This window comes from Streptomonospora sediminis (genome assembly GCF_054778995.1).
In genome coordinates this window covers 24,419-41,193 of record NZ_BAAGYZ010000001.1, presented here as the reverse complement: position 1 = coordinate 41,193, position 16,775 = coordinate 24,419, and the positions used below count along the sequence as shown (strand labels likewise).

Here is a 16,775-nt window from a genome sequence, read left to right as displayed (position 1 = left end):
ACGGGGGTCTGGGGGTCGCCCCCCGGAAGAAACAACGAAACGACCCGGCGAGGAGGACGGAGTCCTCCAAGCAGAGTCGTTCCGGAGTGAAGTGTGGAGCTGAGGGGATTCGAACCCCTGACCCCCTCGATGCGAACGAGGTGCGCTTCCGGACTGCGCCACAGCCCCTGACAACGCCCCAAATACTAGCAGCTTCCGCCCCGTGGTCCGAACGCCCCGGAACGGTGGAGCGAGCGCTCCTCCGTTCCGGGGCGTGCCGGCCGTTCCTAGTCGCCGGCCGCGCGCAGGTGGGCGTCGGTGTACTGGTCGTAGACCTGGTTGCGGCGCTCCATCAGTTCGATGACCTCGGCTTCGCGTGCCGCCTCGGCCGCTGCTGCCGCCTCCTGCGCCCGGCGGGCCGCGATCAGCCTGCGGCGGCGCCGCGCCGCCTCGGCGGCACGGCGCTCGGCGTCGGCCTTGGCCGCTTCGCGCAGCAGGGCCAGGTGGCCCACCAGGAGCACGGTCGGGGGCACCAGCACCCACCACGGACCCAGGCCGATTCCGACGCCGACTCCGGCCAGCGCCAGCAGCGTGGTCAGCCCGAAGGTGCGGCGCCGGCGCCGGGCGATGACGTTGGCCCGGCTGCGCCGCCGGGGTGCGGGAGCCGGTGGCGCCGACTCGGCCGCGAACTCCACCGCTTCTCCCTCGTCTTCCTGCTCGCCCGGTTCGCCGGCTGCTCCCCGGGCCGATGCGCGAGTGCGGTGCGGATCCGCGTCGGTGTGCTCGTGGGCGGCCGCGGCCGGCGCCGCGTTGCCGCGGCGCGTTGCCCGTCCGCGGGGCGGTGCGGCGGCACCGTGTTCGCCGGGGCCGGCGCCATCCCACTCGGTGTCCTCCCCCGCGACCGTACCGTCGCCGTCGGCATCCTCGACGCCGTCGTCCTCGGGGATGTCGTCCTCGGAGTCGGGCCCCAGGTCATCGTCGAGCTCGGCGCCGTCCTCGTCGTGTACGGCGGAGTCGCGGCGCAGCAGCATCGGCACCAGCACGATCAGCCAGACCACCACGATGGCGAGATACAGAGGAGAGCTGCTCATGACCCCTCCTCGCACCGCCGACCACAGAACAGTCCCAGACGCTCCGGCAACGAGGCTCGTTCATGGCCCATGGCGGGCGGCGGCCCGAAAACGGGCCGCACCGAGGTCACGATCCGGCGCTGCGGCCGTCCACCGTGCCCTTCGTCATTCGCCGTCCCCCATGCGCCATATGCACGTGTTGCCTGCATCGTTGGTACGTCTACGTTCCGCACGGTACGACCAGGTGTCCATAAATGCGCAGTATTCGGACCGGAGTGTCGTGAGATTACAGTCTTTCCTCTTTCCCCCGACCGCCGCATTCGCCGCTGGATACCGGGCCGCTAGGGAGAACACCCGGTGGTCAGGCGAGCTCGCAGATGGCGACCCGGCCGCCGTGCCGCCGACAACTCCGGCCGAGTAACGGCGATTATCCCGCGAACAGGGGTGCGCCGACACCGGTTTAGCTGCGCTGCCCGTTTTTACCGCCGATCGACTACTGTCACGGCCACTCGGGCTGCGGAGTTCCGCCGGCCGCGCTGTCGGATCCGGCCTCGTGGCCGCCGCGGCGCCACCGCGCCAGCAGCCCGCCGGGGACGTCCTCGGTGGTCACCGCGTAGGCGGTGTGGTCGCGCCACGCGCCGTCGATGTGCAGCTGGCGCTTGCGCAGCCCTTCCTCCCGGAAGCCGAGCTTCTGCACCACCCGCCGGCTCGCCTGGTTCTCCGGGCGGATACTGGCCTCGATCCGGTGCAGGCCCACGGTGAAGAACGAGTGGTCGACGGCGAGCGCCACCGCGGTCGGGGTGACGCCGCGCCCCGCGTAAGCGCGGTCGATCCAGTAACCCACCTGGGCTGAGCGCGCCGACCCCCAGACGATGGCGCTGACCGTGAGCTGGCCGGCGAACACGCCTTCGTAGGTGATGGCCCACGGCATGGATATCCCGTGGCGGGCCTCGCGGCGGATCGCCTGGACCATCGCCACGTAGGGCGAGAGTCCCGAGGTCTGCAGCGGCATCTCCGGGTGCGTGGGCTCCCAGGGGCGCAGCCAATCGGCGTTGCGGATGCGGGTATCACGCAGTGCGCCGGCGTCGCGCAGCCGCAGCGGGCGCAGGCCGACCGGCCCCTCCTTGAGGGTGATCGGCCAGCCGCGGATCCGGTTCACGTCGCGTCCTTCCGACACCTGCGGCCGATGGTGCGCCCGGTGGCCGGCAGGCGGGTGTGGTGTACCCGCCCGCGCAACCGGGCGGGAAACGGGTGTCGTCCCGTTCGCGTTTTCCAGTATTCCACCACCGCGGGTGCGGCGTCAGGCCACCGGCCTGTGATGGTCGCCGCCGCGCATCTGGTCGATCGCGTGGGCCAGGATCGGGCCCAGCACCGCCATACCGTCGCGGACTCCGCCGCTGGAGCCCGGGAGGTTCACCACCAGCATCCGCCGCCCGCCGTGCTCGGCCACCCCGGCCAGTCCCCGGGAGAGCACGGCCGAGGCGATGCCCTTGGCCCGGCCCGCTTCGCGCAGCGCCTCGGCGATACCCGGGATCTCGTAGACCAGCAGCGGGCGTGTCGCCTCGGGCGTGGCGTCGGACGGGTTCAGCCCGGTGCCGCCGGTGGTGATGGCGGCGTCGCAGCCCTCCTGCAGGGCGCTGCGGAGGGCATCGCCGACCGGCGGACCGTCAGGCACCACGCGCGGCGGGCCCGCGACGGCAACGCCGTCCAGGCGCACGAGTTCCTCGCGCAGCGCCGCACCGGAGCGGTCGGGGTAGACGCCCGCGGACGCCCGGTTGGAGGCGGTGATGACGGCGACGCGGTAGAGGGCGGTGCCGCCACCGGGTTCGGGTGCCTGCGCTGTGCTCACTGCGACCGCCTCCAGTGGCCGGTCTTGCCGCCGGTCTTCTCCTCCACCCGCACTCCGGTCACCACGGCTTCGGGGTCGATCGCCTTGACCATGTCCACCAGCCCCAGCGCGGCGGTCATCACGCAGGTGAGCGCCTCCATCTCCACGCCGGTGCGGTCGGCCGTGCGCACGGTCGCGCTGATGTGCACGCCTTCGTCGTGCACCTGCAGGTCGACGTCGGCGCCGTGGACCGCGATGGGGTGGCACAGCGGCACCAGGTCGGGTGTGCGCTTGGCCCCCTGGATCCCGGCGATCCGGGCGACCGATAGCGCGTCGCCCTTGGGGATCCGGTGGTCGCGCAGTGCCGCGACGGTCTCCGCCGACAGCAGCACCCGCCCGGTGGCGGTGGCCGTGCGGGCGCTGACGTCCTTGGCCGACACGTCGACCATGCGGGCGTCCCCGGCGGAGTCGAGATGGCTGAGCCCGGATGGATGGTCTTCAGGCATGGTGTGCGTCCTCCTTGGCGGGGTGGTGGGGTGGGGGATCGCGGGGCGGGGCGGAAGCTGCTGCGGGTTCGCTGCCCGATGAGCCGGATGTCAGGGGTGAGCGGGCAACCGCAGGACTTCCACCACGCTGCCTTCGGCCAGTTCGGTGGCCGATTCGGGCACCACGACCAGCGCGTTCGCCTCGGCCAGCGCCGAAAGCTGGTGGGAGCTCTGCCGCGTGGCCGGTTGGACGGTGTAGGCGGTCGGGCCGCCGCTGCCGTCGTACTCCAGTGACGCCCGCAGGAAGGACCGCCGGCCCTGCGGCGAGTGCGGCACCGGCTCCGTCAGCCGCGCGTGCACCGATGGCAGCGGATCGGGGTCCAGTCCCCGCAGCCGGCGCAGCGCGGGCCGCACGAACAGCTGGAAGGAGACGTAGGAGCTGACCGGGTTGCCGGGCAGTGTGAGGATCGGCGTGGCGGAGGGACCGACCGTGCCCGCACCCTGGGGCATGCCCGGCTGCATGGCGACCTTGTCGAAGTGCACCGTGCCCAGCCGCGACAGCACCTCTTTGACCGCGTCGTAGGCGCCCATGCTCACCCCGCCGGTGGTGAGCACGATGTCGGCCTGCACCAGCACGTCCTCGATGGTGCCCATGACGGTGGCGGGGTCGTCGCCGATGAAGCCGTGGCGGTAGGCGGCGCAGCCCTCGTCCAGTGCCGCCGCGGTCAGCATGTAGCTGTTGGACTCCCAGATCTGGCCCGGCCCGATGGGCGAGCCCGGCTCGACCAGTTCGGCGCCGGTCGACAGCACCACCACGCGGGGGCGCGGGTGCACCAGCGCGGAGCCGCGGCCCACGGCGGCCAGCACCGCGAGTTCGCCACCGCCCAGGCGCGCACCGCGCTGCAGGACGCCCGCGCCTTTTTCCACGTCCCCGCCGGCACGGCGGATGGCGTTGCCCACACGGACCGGGCGGTCGATGGCCACGGTGGCCTGGCCGCCATCGGTCCACTCCACCGGCACGACCGCGTCGGCGCCGCTGGGCAGGGGCGCACCGGTCATGATGCGTGCGCAGTGGCCGCGGCGCACGGCGGTGGCCGCGGAGTCGCCTGCGGGGATATCGGCCACAACGGGCAGGCGCACCGGGTTCTCGGCGGATGCCCCGGCGAGGTCGTCGGCGGCCACCGCATAGCCGTCCATCGCGGAGTTGTCGAACTGCGGCAGGGACACCGGGGAGGCCACCGATTCGGCGAGCACGCCGCCATGTGCCCGCAGCAGGTCCAGCTCAATGGGGTCGAGCGGTTCGACCAGGTCCAGGACGTCGCGGAGGTGCTGCTCGACGGTCTTCATCGCTGCTTCCTTCACCCACTGTCGGCGGTGCCGCCGGGTCCGGCGGCGGGTAGGCGGTGCGGCCCCGGCTGCGGACCGCTCAGGCCCCTCCGCCGGACGCCTGGTCGGCGTGCCGGTCGAGGAACTCGCGCATCCACGGCAGGAACTCCGCGGCGAGGTCGGGGCGCTCGCAGGCGAATTCCACCACAGTGCGGAGGTAGTCGATCTTATTGCCGGTGTCGTAGCGCTGCCCGCGGAACAGCACGCCGTGCACCGGTCCGCCGTCGGCGGGTTTGCGTTGGGCCAGCTCAAGCAGCGCGTCGGTGAGCTGGATCTCGCCGCCGCGCCCGGGCGGGGTCTCGCGCAGCACGTCGAACACGGCGGGGTCGCAGATGTAGCGGCCGATGACGGCCCAGCGGCTGGGCGCCTGGTCCACGGCCGGCTTCTCGACGAGGTCGGTGACGGTGACGACGTCCTCTTCACCGGTGGGTTCGATGGCGGCGCAGCCGTAGAGGGAGACCTGCTCGGGGTCGACCTCCATCAGGGCCACAACGCTGCCGCCGTAGGTCTCGCGAACCTGGATCATGCGCTGCAGCAGGGCTTCGCGGCCGCCGATGAGGTCGTCGCCCAGCAGTACCGCGAACGGCTCGTCGCCGACGTGGGATGCCGCGCACAGCACGGCGTGCCCGAGGCCGCGCGGCTCGCCCTGGCGGACGTAGTGCACCTGCGCCAGTTCGCTGGACTCGCGCACCGCGTGCAGGCGCTGGGTGTCGCTCTTGGCCCGCAGCGCCTCTTCGAGCTCGTAGGCGCGGTCGAAGTGGTCCTCGATGGAACGCTTGGAGCGGCCGGTGATCATCAGTACGTCGTCCAGGCCGGCGCCGACGGCCTCCTCGACGACGTACTGGATCGCCGGCTTGTCGACGATGGGGAGCATTTCCTTGGGGGTCGCCTTGGTGGCGGGCAGGAACCGGGTGCCCAGACCGGCCGCAGGTACGACGGCCTTGCCGACACCGGAGGGGCGTGCTGTATCTGTCATGTCGGCACTTTAGGACACCGGCCCGGGCGCGGGTGCCCGGCGCGCGCGTGCGGCTCCGGGGACGGGCAGGGCGCGGGGGTGCGGCGGTCCTGCCGGAACTGCCCGGCGGTTCCTGCGCGCCGCGCCCCGCGGCGGGCGCGCGGCGGGCGCGTGTGCGCGGGGACGGCTCCCGGCTTCGCCGCATGTGCGGACCGCCTGGGAGACTGCGTTGCTGTGACCGCACAGGAATCCAAGCAGGACATGCGCAAACGCATCGTCGCGGCGCGGCGGGCGATGCCCGAGCAGGAGCGGGCGGCCGCCGGGTCGGCGATCCGCGACGCGCTGGCGGACGAGCCGCTGCTCACGACGGGCGGGACGGTGGCCGTCTACTACTCGGTGGGCACCGAGCCCGACACCCGCAAGCTGATCGCGGCGCTGTGGAAACGCGGCACCTACGTGCTGCTGCCGGTCTTCCTTGCCAACGGCGATCTGGACTGGGCGGCCTACGATGGGCCCGACAGCCTGGAGGAGACCCCGATCGGCCTGCTGGAGCCGGCGGGCCACCGCTACGGGCCCGATGCTGTGCGCCGCGCGGCGGCGGTGGTGTGCCCGGCGCTCGCGGTGGACCGCAGCGGGCTGCGGCTGGGCCGCGGGGCGGGCTGCTACGACCGGGCGCTGGCGCGGATCGGCCCCAATACGCGCACGCTCGCGGTGATCTACGACACAGAGTTGGTCGAGTCGGTGCCGGCCGAACCGCACGACCGGCCCGTGGACGGCATCGTGGCTCCGGGCACGGGGATGCGCCTGCTTGCAGCGGGGTGACCCGGCGGCGGCACGGGCCCGGCCGGGGGAACACCCGCGGTCCCCGCTGCGTTGCAGCATGTCGGCAGCGCGGATTCTACGGCGCCACACCCCCGATGTCGCGGTTGCGCTGCCGGACCGCGTAATATTTGGCAGTCGACGGGTGAGAGTGCCAGCGAGGAGGACCCAGTGCCGACGTACCAGTACGCATGCACCGAGTGCGGCTCCGAAATGGAGGTCGTGCAGAGCTTCAGCGAAGACTCGCTGACCGTGTGCCCCGAATGCGAGGGGCGGCTGCGCAAGGTGTACTCCGCGGTGGGCATCGTCTTCAAGGGCTCCGGCTTCTACCGCACCGACAGCAACTCCACCTCCGACAGCTCCACGATGGCGGGTTCCGGCAAGAACGGCGACTCCGCAAGCGGCGAATCGTCGGGCGGCGACTCCGCGAAGAGCGACTCCAAGAGCGAGTCCGCGGGTTCCGGCTCCGGTTCGGACTCCGCCTCGACGAAGTCGGACTCCGCCGGCTCCTCGGGTTCCTCCGGTGGTGCGAAGGAGACCAAGGCCCCGGCCGGCTCCGGCGCCGCTTCGACCTCCAGTTAGGCCCCCGCCGGCCAAGCCGGGCGCCGTCCTCCGGATTCCGGTCGGCGGCCTCCAGCCACGGCCGGGTACCGGGTCCCGGACGCCGGACACTTCAGGGGCCGCCGTTCGTCCGTGCGTGCGTATGGCACGTGCGGCGCCAGGCCTGTGGACGGCGGCGCCGCGGTATGCGGATGGCGGCCTACCGTACGGGCATGCGAACCACTGCCCGGTCCCGTGCCCCAGCCGCCGCCTCGCGCCGCCGCACTCCCGCGGCGCCTGAACACCCGGCCCCGCCCGCCCTGCGCCGCCCGGCGGCCGAACCGTGAGCCCGCTGCCGGCCGCCCCGCGGCCGCTCCGTGCACTCTCCCGCTACCGCAGGCCGCTCGGCGCCCTATGCGCGGCGCTGGCGCTCATCGGCGCTGTGCTGCTCGTGCGCCCGCCGCCCGAACCCGCCACCGCGGTGCTGGTGGCCACCCGCGCCCTCGACGCGCTGTCGCCCGTGGCGTCGGGCGATTTCGCGGTGCGCGCGCTACCGCCCGCCGCGGTCCCCGCACACGCGCTCGGCCCCGGCGATGATCCCGTGGGGCGTTCGCTCACCGGCCCGGTAACCCGGGGCGAGGTCCTCACCCGCGCCCGCATCGCCGAACCTCCCGCGCGCGGCTACGGGCCCGGCCTGGTGGCCGCGCCCGTTCGCCTGCCCGATCAGGGGCCCGCGGCGCTCCTGCGCCCGGGCAGCCGGGTCGACGTGCTGGCCGCAGCCCGCGATCCCGGGTTCGCCGGCGATGCGGGGGTTGCGGGCGGCGGTGCCGGCGGTTCCCCGCCGGCCAGCACCGTCGTCGAGGACCGTCCGGTGATCGCCGTGCCCCAAGCCGGTGCCGATACCGGCACAGGCGGCGCACTGTTCCTGCTCGCGGTACGCCCCGACGAAGCCCGCGCGCTGGCCGGGCATGCAACCGCATCCCGACTGTCCGTGACCATCCGCGGTTGACCTCCCACTACAGGTGGTGGATGCTATCCCGCGGCCCGCCGCGCTGCCTGCACGGCCGCGGCGCCGATAACGCAGGCACCGGCAATACAGGGGGAAGTTCATGAGCGGTTTCAAGCAGTTCCTGCTGCGGGGCAACCTGGTGGATCTTGCGGTCGCGGTTGTGATCGGCGCGGTCTTCGCCGAACTGATCAGCTCGTTCACCGAAGCCTTCATCACGCCGCTGATCGGGATTTTCGGCGGAATCCCCGCCTTCGGCGACCTCTACTTCGAGATCAACGGCAGCCGGTTCCTCTACGGGCAGTTCATCGACTCCGCCCTGAGCTTCCTGCTTACCGCGGCGATCGTGTACTTCCTGGTGGTGCTGCCGATGGCCAAGCTGCTGGAGCGCTACGCCAAGACCGAAGAGGCCACCACGCGCGCGTGCCCCTTCTGCTGCAGCGACATCAGCAAGTCGGCCTCGCGCTGCGCCCACTGCACCTCGGAGGTCGAGCCCGAGACCGCGGCGGTTTGAGCGCCGCCCCGAACAGCGGCGGCGGGCCGCTCAGCTCGCGCTGAGCAGCCCGCCGACCGGCCTTATGCGTGCGGGGCCTCGTACTCCCAGTGCCAGGGCTCGAACGGGTTCGAATACGCCCATTGCGGGTGGAACCAACCCCACTTCTTGGAGTTGTTCTCCAACCAGTTGAACTCCGGGCTCCCCTGGGTCTCCACGCCGCCGCACAGGTCGACCGCGAGCCCCCAGCCGTGGTTGCTGGTGCCGGGCACCGCCGCCATGCCGGGCGGCTTGGTGGAGTAGAGCCGCTCCTGATTGGACAGGTCGCGGTAGGAGCTGGTCAGGCAGAGGTTCTCGCCGAACTCCTCGGAGAACGCCTGGTTCATCTTCAGGAAGTCCACCGCGGCGTCGGCCCGCAGGAACTCGCCGTCCTGGTGCAGCTTGCACAGACTGTCCTGCGGGAGCAGACCGTTGGGGTAGCCCGAGGCGTTGTCGGCGACCGAGGGGTCGCACTCCGCACCGGCGAAGTACGCGTCGGGGTCGAGCCCGCGGTCCTTCAGCTCATTGGTCAGCTCTTCGGTGCTGTCCTCGGACTGGGCGCGCAGGTCCTTGAGGTCCTCCCCCAGTTCGACCCGCTTCAGCTGCGTATCGGTCTGCAACTCCTGCGCTTTCGCAGCCAGTTCGGACTGCTTGTCGCGCGCGTCGTTGGCCTCGTCCAGCAGCTTTTCGCGCTCGTCGGAAAGCTTGAGCACGTGTGTCTCGACCCGGAGGTCCTGGTTCAGCTTTCCGGCGGTCATGATGCCCAGCACGCCCGCGTTGGGCTGCTGGTAGAGCGTGCTCCCGAGCTGCGCCAAAGGTTCGCGCAGCTCTGACAGGCGCAGTTCGGTCTGCTGCATGTCGTGCAGCGTGGAGACCAGTTCTTCTTGGGCGTCGTCCAGTTCTTCCTGCCGCTTGGTGTACTCATCGGTGGCCTTCTCCAGCTCGTCGCGAGCTTTGTCGGCCTTCTGCTTGAGCTGGTCGAGGTCCGACTCGGCCGAGGCGGGCGCGGTCACCGGCGCGAGGGCCGTCTGAATGCCGGGCACCAGGAAGAATGCGACGATGAGTATGACCAGTACGGACAGGGCACCGTGCTTCCGCGAGCGGGGGGAAAGCGCAAGCGGAGACAGTGCAGACCGGCTTCTCGGCACGCGGTCCGAACGCCGCGTCAGGTCGAGAAAGAACGGCACGAGGGTCCTCCGGTTGCGAGTAAAACGGTGGGTGCGCACGGCCGCATCGCAAGTTACTACATGTCCACTATCGGACGGACCGGGCTGGATTCCCGGGGACGGGCGAGCGTGCGGGCGGGGGGTGGAGAGGGCCACACACAGCTAACGCCCACGCGAAACGGCAGGTCACAACTTTGCAACTACTCCGCCCAGGTTATGGGCGACAAAGCGCAAAAAACCCCATCAAACCCGTCTGGGGCAAATAGTGACGAAGGTCACGGGGGCGTCATGACAACTTTAGCGCCCCACGGGTAATCCCATAACGCCCGCCACGCCCCGGGACCGCGCGGCCCACCCCCGGCCCATCCTCCGCTAGGCTGGACCCCGGTTCCGGCCTCATAGCTCAGGGGACAGAGCACCACTCTCCTAAAGTGGGTGTCGCAGGTTCGAATCCTGCTGGGGCCACCCCTCCCACCTGCACGAACGGGCCAGACCCGCCCGAACGGACCCTGCCCGGTTGCCACGCGGGTTGCCATCAGGGCCCGAGTTCCGTTGGGCGGCGGGTGGCCGTAGTCCCCCGGCGATCATGCTCAGTTGCCCGGATCCGGCGCCAGATCCGGGCATTCCCGCATGATCATCGCCGAAGCGTGGCGCACGTGTCGCGCTACCGGCGCTGTGCCGTGTGGCCGCCCGTACCGGCCTCGGGCTCCACCCGGTGGTCGGTGATCCACCGCTGGGAACCGAAACGCCGGATGAGTGCGAAGGCGACACGCATCGAGACATCCCGCAGCGCCAATGCCACCGGGTGGGACGCCCCGGCCTTCTGCGCGCGGCGTTTGCGCCCTTCGCCCGCGATGCGTTCGACGCGGTCGCGGCGCGCGTGCTGGTAAGCGGCCAGTGCGGCAGGGACCTCGTTGCCGCCGCGCAGCCGGCGTTCCGGCTCCAGCGCATCCTCCATCGCGTCGAGGCATTGGTGGACGACCTGCACGCCGGCCGCCTCACCTGGAACCGGGACTGGCTCGCAGAGGTCTCCGCCCGCCTGGACCCGGGCTCATCGGCCGCGGAACGGACTGATTGGCCGACCCCGAGATCCGCGGCTCGGGCGGGAGGCGGCCACTGACCGCGGCGCCCCGACGTCCCAGCGCCGCTTAGCCGCTCGGGCGCCCGCTCAGGACTCGCCGCCGCGGCCCGCCGCGGGCCCGTCGTCCGGCGCGTCCGCCGCCTGGCCCCGCTCCTGCTCCGCCGTCCGGACCACCGCCTTGTCCGGCACGAAGGCGAAGCTGAGGAGGTGGCGGGTGCGGCCGTCGTCGGTGGTGGTGCCGGTACGGCGGGCGACGGCGGCCTCGATGTCGTCGACCAGCGCGGCGAACTCGGCGTCGGTCACCCACACCGCACCCTGGCGGTAGAGCAGGTTCTCCCGGGGCGGTTCGGAGTCCTCGCGCACAAGGTAGCGCTCGAAGTCGGACAGTATCGCCCCGGCGAAGGCGGCGACGGCCCGCCGGTGGTCGTCCTTGGTCATGGTGGCGAGGGCGTCGTCGTCGACGAGAGCCGCGTCCCGGCGGATGCGGTATGTGCGTTCGACCGTGCCGCGGACGGGCCGTTCGGCCGCCACTTCCAGGATGGCGGCCTCGATGAGGGTCGTGAGGTGCCGGTACATGGTGGCGGGCGGTATTTCGGGCAGGCGCTCGCGTAGTTGTGCGGTGGTCAGCTCGTCGGCGCCTCCCAGGGTCTGGAGGATGCGCAGTCGTACGGGATGCAGCAGGAGGTTCGCGGTTGCATTCGCCATGACTTCATGGTCTCATACTTGAGAACATTATCGAGATTGAGAACAATGGAAGGCGAAGCCGTGCCTGACACCGACATGACGGTCACCGCGGACGACGGAACCCGCTTGGTCGGCACCCTGACCCTGCCACCCGGTGACGGCCCGCACCCCGCGGCCCTGCTCCTGCACGGCTCCGGCCCCCTGGACCGGGACGGCAACACCGCCAAGGTCGCCGTGAACCTCGGCCCCGCGATCGCCGCGGCCCTTGCCGAGCAGGGGATCGCCACGCTGCGCTACGACCGGCGCGGCGCCGGAGCCACCGCCGGCGAGTGGCGTACCACCGGATTCACGGACAACCGCCGGGACGCCTCCTGCGCCCTGCGTGCACTGGCCGAGCACCCCGCCATCCGCCCCGGCGCCGTCGCAGCCATCGGCCACAGCGAGGGCTCGCTGCACGCCATGTCCCTCGGGGCCGACGGCCAAGCCCAGGCGGTGGTGCTGCTGGCCGGATTCGCCAACCGGGGCGAAGACGCGTTGCGCTGGCAGTCGCGCGCGATCGTGCGGAGCCTGCCGGCTCCCCTCCGCCTCCTGCGGCGGCCGGTGTGGGCACTGGTCGACCGGATCCTGGCCGGAATCAAGCGGACGGACACGGACTCCGCGCGCGTCGCCGGGTTCCCGCTCAACGCCCGCTGGCTGCGCGAGATGATCGCCCACGACACCCGCGACGAACTCGCCGCCATCAAAGCCCCTGTCCTGGCCGTCACCGGCACCAAGGACCTCCAGGTCAACCCCGCCGATCTGGAGGAGGTCCGGCGGCTGGTCCCGGGTGAGACCGACATCCACCTGGTGCCGGACCTCACCCACGTGCTGCGCCGCGACCCCGGGCGGCACAGCTTGCTCTCCTACAGCCGCCTCCTGCGCAGCCCGATCGACCCGGAACTGATGGCACTCACCGCATCCTGGCTCGCCGCGCGGCTGGGCGCCTCAGGCGAGGCGCCCGCCGAGCAGGAACCGCACCGCTCCTGACCCCCGCCGCGTTTCCGCTGCCGCGCCCGCTCGCTCAGCAGCCACCCGCGGTCCCCGCCAGTCCGCGCAACCGCGAGCCCCTGCTCGCAGGTATAGGCGCGCCCGTACCGACACAGCACCGAAGAGGAAACCAACCTGCCATGACCGCCCACTCAACCCCAACCGCCCCCGGCGGATACCGCAGCGACCTGATCCTGTTCATGGTCGTCGCCTTCGCCGTGAGCTGGATCGCCTGGGGTGCGGCGATCGCGCTCGCCGGGACCGCGGCCGCCCAGCAGGTCTACGTCCTCGGCGCCTTCGGACCGCTCGTCGCCGCCCTGGTGCTGCGGATCCGCCGCGGCCGGCGCGGTGAGCCGGTACCCGCACACGCGGTCCGGGCCCGCCGGGCCGGGACACTGCTGTGGACGCCGCCGCTGCTGGTACTGGCGTCGGCGCTCGTGGTGGTAGCGGTGCTCGTGGCGCAGGCGGCGGGCGAACCGGCTCCGACCTTGGCGGCCGTCAAGGACACGCTGAATACCTACGGCGGGGTCGCGGCGTTCCTCATCGGTCTGCTCATCAGCGGCCCGCTGGCCGAGGAAGCGGGCTGGCGCGGCACCGCCTACCCCCGCATGCGCGCGTCCATGGGCCGCTTCCAGGTCTCCCTGGTGCTCGGTGCGATCTGGGCCGTGTGGCATCTGCCGCTGTTCTTCGTCGAGGGGAGCATGCAGCACATGCTGGGCATCGCGACACCCAGCGGTGTGCTCTTCGCCATCAGCTCCGTCCCGATGGCCATGCTGGTCTGCGGCGCCTATGACCGCGGCGGCGTCGTCGCCGCGATCGCGGTGCACTTCGCCACCAACGCGACGATGGTCCTTGCGGGCGTCCAGGAACCGGTCACGCAGGCGCTGATCATGGGCGTCCAACTGATCGCGGCGGTAATCCTGCTGGCCACCTCCCCCGCTGACAACAAGCGCACCGCGGCCGCACCGAGTACTCCCGCAACCCCGGCACCGCACGGGGACAGTGGAGCCCGCGCTTAGCAAGGGCGATGGGCCGGACTGCGCCCAAGAGGGCGACCGGACCGGTACGCCTGGAGCACCCGGCGGGATCGAGCCCGCGCCCGAGGGGATCGCCGCCCGGCTGGCGGTCGAGGCGGGTGCCGAGGTGATGCGGACCTCCTATATCTTCACGGGCGACGACGAGCCCGTTTTGCTCAGCGCCTCATATGAGCCAATGGAGATCACCCGCGGGACCGCGGTGGTGCTGCCTGAGGACGGGCCGCACGCCGGCCGGGGCGTGGTCGAGCGGATGCGGCAGATCGGGCAGCTCATCGTGCATGCGGGCGAGGTCGTGACGGCACGGACGGCCGCCGAAGAGGAAGCCGACCGCCTGCGGCTGGGCCGCGGCGTGGTCGAGCGGATGCGGCAGATCGGGCAGCTCATCGTGCATGCGGGCGAGGTCGTGACGGCACGGACGGCCGCCGAAGAGGAAGCCGACCGCCTGCGGCTGGGCCGCGGCGCGTTCGTGATGGTGATTCAGCGGGCGTACTACACCGAGGACCGGCCGGTGGAGACGGCCGACATCGTGGTGCCGCCGGACCGGTATGAGCTGGCGTACACGATCCCGGTCGAGCAGGGGTGAGTACCGCCGCGGCGCCGCGTGGATCGAGCGCTGCCGTCGGAACGGCCAAAGTCCCCCAACCCCCTCCCCGCAGCACCTACGGAGCAGAAGTGCGGTCGGGGGCGGGCGACGCACCGACCCTGCAGAAATGCCCAAGAATCAACGCTGGGAGAGGCATTTCTGCATGATCATCGCCGGGTACCCGATGCGCCGCTCGCTACGGACCGCCAAGCACACCCTAGGCTGAGCACGTGTTTCGCGCGGTGCTCACCTGGATGCGGAGCCACCCCCGGGTGGCCGACGGTGCGGTGGCCGGGGCCGTGTTCCTGTTCAACCTCTTGTTCGTGGACCAGTACTCCCATCCCGGCATCGGCGTGCCGCTGGCTCTGGCCGCGTGCACGTCCTACATCTGGCGCCGGGACCTGCCCCTTGCGGTCTTCGCCGCGACGGCGCTCGCAGCCGTCCTGCACTGGGCGGTCGACGGCGGGCTGGCCCTGCTCCCGGCCGACTTCATGGGGATCCCCGCGTTCTACAACGTGGCCGCGCGGTGCAGCCGGCGGGTCTCGCTCGCGGCGGCCGGAGCCGTGGAACTCGGGGCCGTCCTGGTCCTGCTGGTTGTGGACGACGGCGATTCGGTGCAGTCACTGCTGCCCGTCGCCACGATCCTGATCGTGTCGGTGTGGATCTGGGGCTACACCATCGGCACCCGGCGCGCCTACCTGGCGAGCCTGGAGGAGCGCGCCGTGCGGCTGGAGCGGGAACGCGACAACCAGGCCCAGATCGCGGCGGCAGCGGAGCGTACCCGGATCGCCCGCGAGATCCACGACGTGGTCTCGCACAGCCTCAGTGTCATGGTGGTCCAGGCCGACGGGGCCGCCTACAGCCTGCGCAGCCGGCCCGACCGCGCGGAACAGGCGCTGGAGACCATCGGCGAGACCGGCCGGACCGCGCTGACCGAGATGCGGCGCATGCTGGGCGTGCTGCGGGAAGGCGAACCCGCCGGCGGCACGTACACGCCGCAGCCGGGCACTGCGCAGCTGGACCAGCTGGTGGCCGACGTGCGGCGCACGGGTCTGCCCGTGGAGTTGACCATCGACGGGGTCGTCCGGGACCTGCCGACCGGGATGGAGCTGGCGGTGTACCGCGTCGTGCAGGAGGCGCTGACCAACACGCGCAAGCACGCCGGCCCCGGAGTCAGCACGACGCAGGTACGGCTGTGGTACGGAGACGACACCTTGGAGGTCTGCGTCACCGACGACGGCCGCGGCGCGGCGGCGCAGGGCGGAGCCGCCGGCGGCGGCGGTGGTCGCGGACACGGTCTCGTGGGCATGCAAGAGCGGGCCGCCGCCTATGGCGGAACCTTTCGCAGCGGCCCGCGGGCAGCGGGAGGGTTCGAGGTCGCCGTGTCATTACCGCTCGATGTGCAGTGATGCCGCGCGGCCTCCGGGGGCACAGTGCCGTCGGTGGGACGGCCGGCGGAGGAACCGCGCGGGCGGTCGGCGTACCTTGGCCGTCTCAGCCGCGTCCCGTGCGGGGCGGCCGTTGAGCCGGAGATGCACTGCAGGTAAGCCAGGGCTTCCGGTTCGGGAGCGTTTGCGCTTCCTCCAGCTTTTCCCAGGGCGGCCCTTCGTACTGAAGCGGGGTAGCGCCCGTCTTCCGTGCGACGGCATCGTGAATGAACGCACGGATCTCTGCGGACCGCCGGCAGCTATTCGTCATCACACTCCTACTCCTGTCGAAAACCAGCAGAATTACCACTACCGCGTTGCTCAGGGCCATCGTGGTACAGCTATCCGACGATCGCCGGCATTCCGGAGCCGCACCGGCGCACGAGCTCTGCAGACGAGATCGTTGCACGTCATGACGGCAACCTCAACTCCTCAAGGGCCGAAATACCCCCAGTCGGCAAACCCGGTCATTCGGAGCCGGACACTGCAATTCCCGGCCGCCCATCGAAAAGTCACCACCAACCACGAAGCAAACAAAGGACACCGAACGAAGGGCGCTCCCGGGCAATCCTGATATCACGCCCACACCGACCCATTGCCGCCCTTTGCCCCGCCGGATATGCGGCGAACTTAAGGCGGAATCGGACGCCGGGAACACCGCGGTCGCCCGGGGCGCACCGGCCGGCCCCGGCGGTTGTGCAGCGGACGAATACCCCCGCAGGAACCCGGAATGGAATCGCCGCCTGCACCCGGGGATACAGCCATCCGGAACTCCGCAATTCTGATCACCGGGGCCGCCGGCGCCCGCCCGGCCGGGCCATTGCCGGTCGGCTAGCGCCGTTGCGTCATGCCCGGTCGGCGAACGCGCCCGCCGCCGGTCCGAGCAGCGGCACCCATTCGCGGATCCGGGCCTCGGCCACCACGCCCGCGGTCGTGAACGGATCGGCGTCCACGATCGCCTGCACGGCCGCCCGGTCCCCGGTCCGGTAGACCAGCAGGCCGCCGCGGGCATCGTCGGGTCCCCAGGGACCGGAGGCGAGCAGCATGCCGTCGTCGACAAGCTTGCGCAGGTAGTCGAGGTGGGCGGGGCGGGTCGCGTCCTGGAGTTCGGCGTCGGCGGTGTAGCTGTACATGACGGTGAACGTCGTGGCCATTGCGGGCTCTTCTCAGT

Annotated in this window: 18 protein-coding genes and 2 tRNA genes; 9 read left to right on the top strand and 11 right to left on the bottom strand. The window is 71.6% G+C overall.

Annotated elements, in window-relative coordinates:
• Nucleotides 1-94: 94 nt before the first annotated feature.
• The 7 genes from ACYVD5_RS00210 to galU form a co-directional block, all read right to left on the bottom strand.
• Nucleotides 95-168 (bottom strand) — tRNA-Ala (locus ACYVD5_RS00210).
• A gap of 98 nt (nucleotides 169-266) precedes the next feature.
• Complete coding sequence (gene sepX / locus ACYVD5_RS00205; protein WP_460998766.1) at nucleotides 267-1,070, bottom strand: divisome protein SepX/GlpR; 804 nt, start codon at nucleotides 1,068-1,070, stop codon at nucleotides 267-269.
• A 478-nt stretch (nucleotides 1,071-1,548) separates the two neighbouring features.
• Entirely contained in the window at nucleotides 1,549-2,208 is a 660-nt protein-coding gene (locus tag ACYVD5_RS00200) for a GNAT family N-acetyltransferase (RefSeq protein ID WP_460998765.1), read from the bottom strand.
• Nucleotides 2,209-2,349: 141 nt separating this feature from the next.
• Nucleotides 2,350-2,898, bottom strand: a complete 549-nt coding sequence (locus ACYVD5_RS00195) for a MogA/MoaB family molybdenum cofactor biosynthesis protein (RefSeq protein ID WP_460998764.1) — start codon at nucleotides 2,896-2,898, stop codon at nucleotides 2,350-2,352.
• A complete protein-coding gene (gene moaC / locus ACYVD5_RS00190) occupies nucleotides 2,895-3,383 on the bottom strand; it encodes a cyclic pyranopterin monophosphate synthase MoaC (RefSeq protein ID WP_460998763.1) in 489 nt (162 codons plus the stop codon). The genes ACYVD5_RS00195 and moaC overlap by 4 nt, the downstream gene beginning before the upstream one ends.
• A 90-nt stretch (nucleotides 3,384-3,473) precedes the next feature.
• Nucleotides 3,474-4,709, bottom strand: a complete 1,236-nt coding sequence (gene glp / locus ACYVD5_RS00185; protein WP_460998762.1) for a molybdotransferase-like divisome protein Glp — start codon at nucleotides 4,707-4,709, stop codon at nucleotides 3,474-3,476.
• Nucleotides 4,710-4,788: 79 nt separating this feature from the next.
• Nucleotides 4,789-5,724: a UTP--glucose-1-phosphate uridylyltransferase GalU gene (galU, locus tag ACYVD5_RS00180; protein WP_460998761.1), complete on the bottom strand. Its 936-nt coding sequence runs from the start codon at nucleotides 5,722-5,724 to the stop codon at nucleotides 4,789-4,791.
• A gap of 240 nt (nucleotides 5,725-5,964) precedes the next feature.
• Here galU and ACYVD5_RS00175 point away from each other — a divergent pair, with 240 nt between their 5' ends.
• The 4 genes from ACYVD5_RS00175 to mscL all read left to right on the top strand — a co-directional run bounded on the left by ACYVD5_RS00175 (nucleotide 5,965) and on the right by mscL (nucleotide 8,582).
• Entirely contained in the window at nucleotides 5,965-6,525 is a 561-nt protein-coding gene (locus tag ACYVD5_RS00175) for a 5-formyltetrahydrofolate cyclo-ligase (protein WP_460998768.1), read from the top strand.
• Between the two features lie 168 nt (nucleotides 6,526-6,693).
• The gene (locus tag ACYVD5_RS00170) at nucleotides 6,694-7,104 is read left to right on the top strand and encodes an FmdB family zinc ribbon protein (RefSeq protein WP_460998760.1); all 411 of its coding nucleotides are present in this window, start codon (nucleotides 6,694-6,696) and stop codon (nucleotides 7,102-7,104) included.
• A 301-nt stretch (nucleotides 7,105-7,405) separates the two neighbouring features.
• Entirely contained in the window at nucleotides 7,406-8,071 is a 666-nt protein-coding gene (locus ACYVD5_RS00165; protein ID WP_460998759.1) for a CpaB family protein, read from the top strand.
• A 100-nt stretch (nucleotides 8,072-8,171) separates the two neighbouring features.
• Nucleotides 8,172-8,582 (top strand): large conductance mechanosensitive channel protein MscL, encoded by a 411-nt coding sequence (mscL, locus tag ACYVD5_RS00160; protein ID WP_460998758.1) that lies wholly within the window; start codon nucleotides 8,172-8,174, stop codon nucleotides 8,580-8,582.
• Nucleotides 8,583-8,644: 62 nt separating this feature from the next.
• On the opposite strand, the gene ACYVD5_RS00155 is transcribed toward mscL, so the two are convergent.
• A complete protein-coding gene (locus ACYVD5_RS00155; RefSeq protein ID WP_460998757.1) occupies nucleotides 8,645-9,643 on the bottom strand; it encodes a D-alanyl-D-alanine carboxypeptidase family protein in 999 nt (332 codons plus the stop codon).
• Nucleotides 9,644-10,158: 515 nt separating this feature from the next.
• Here ACYVD5_RS00155 and ACYVD5_RS00150 point away from each other — a divergent pair.
• Nucleotides 10,159-10,231 (top strand) — tRNA-Arg (locus ACYVD5_RS00150).
• Nucleotides 10,232-10,430: 199 nt separating this feature from the next.
• Here the strand turns inward: ACYVD5_RS00150 and ACYVD5_RS00145 are convergent.
• Both ACYVD5_RS00145 and ACYVD5_RS00140 read right to left on the bottom strand, forming a co-directional pair.
• Nucleotides 10,431-10,754: a hypothetical protein gene (locus ACYVD5_RS00145; RefSeq protein WP_460998756.1), complete on the bottom strand. Its 324-nt coding sequence runs from the start codon at nucleotides 10,752-10,754 to the stop codon at nucleotides 10,431-10,433.
• Nucleotides 10,755-10,934: 180 nt separating this feature from the next.
• Nucleotides 10,935-11,552, bottom strand: a complete 618-nt coding sequence (locus tag ACYVD5_RS00140; protein WP_460998755.1) for a helix-turn-helix domain-containing protein — start codon at nucleotides 11,550-11,552, stop codon at nucleotides 10,935-10,937.
• A 60-nt stretch (nucleotides 11,553-11,612) separates the two neighbouring features.
• Between ACYVD5_RS00140 and ACYVD5_RS00135 the strand changes: the two genes are divergently transcribed.
• The 4 genes from ACYVD5_RS00135 (at nucleotide 11,613) to ACYVD5_RS00120 (ending at nucleotide 15,586) form a co-directional block, all read left to right on the top strand.
• The gene (locus tag ACYVD5_RS00135) at nucleotides 11,613-12,557 is read left to right on the top strand and encodes an alpha/beta hydrolase (protein ID WP_460998754.1); all 945 of its coding nucleotides are present in this window, start codon (nucleotides 11,613-11,615) and stop codon (nucleotides 12,555-12,557) included.
• Between the two features lie 140 nt (nucleotides 12,558-12,697).
• On the top strand, nucleotides 12,698-13,576 hold the full coding sequence (locus ACYVD5_RS00130; RefSeq protein WP_460998753.1) for a CPBP family intramembrane glutamic endopeptidase: 879 nt from the start codon (nucleotides 12,698-12,700) through the stop codon (nucleotides 13,574-13,576).
• Nucleotides 13,560-14,177, top strand: coding sequence for a UTRA domain-containing protein (locus ACYVD5_RS00125; protein ID WP_460998752.1), 618 nt, complete (start codon nucleotides 13,560-13,562; stop codon nucleotides 14,175-14,177). The genes ACYVD5_RS00130 and ACYVD5_RS00125 overlap by 17 nt, the downstream gene beginning before the upstream one ends.
• Nucleotides 14,178-14,407: 230 nt before the next feature.
• Nucleotides 14,408-15,586 carry a sensor histidine kinase gene (locus ACYVD5_RS00120; protein WP_460998751.1) on the top strand — a complete coding sequence of 393 codons (1,179 nt, stop codon included), beginning with the start codon at nucleotides 14,408-14,410 and terminating at the stop codon, nucleotides 15,584-15,586.
• Between the two features lie 863 nt (nucleotides 15,587-16,449).
• Here ACYVD5_RS00120 and ACYVD5_RS00115 read toward each other — a convergent pair.
• Nucleotides 16,450-16,758: a YciI family protein gene (locus ACYVD5_RS00115; protein ID WP_460998750.1), complete on the bottom strand. Its 309-nt coding sequence runs from the start codon at nucleotides 16,756-16,758 to the stop codon at nucleotides 16,450-16,452.
• Nucleotides 16,759-16,775 lie beyond the last annotated feature (17 nt).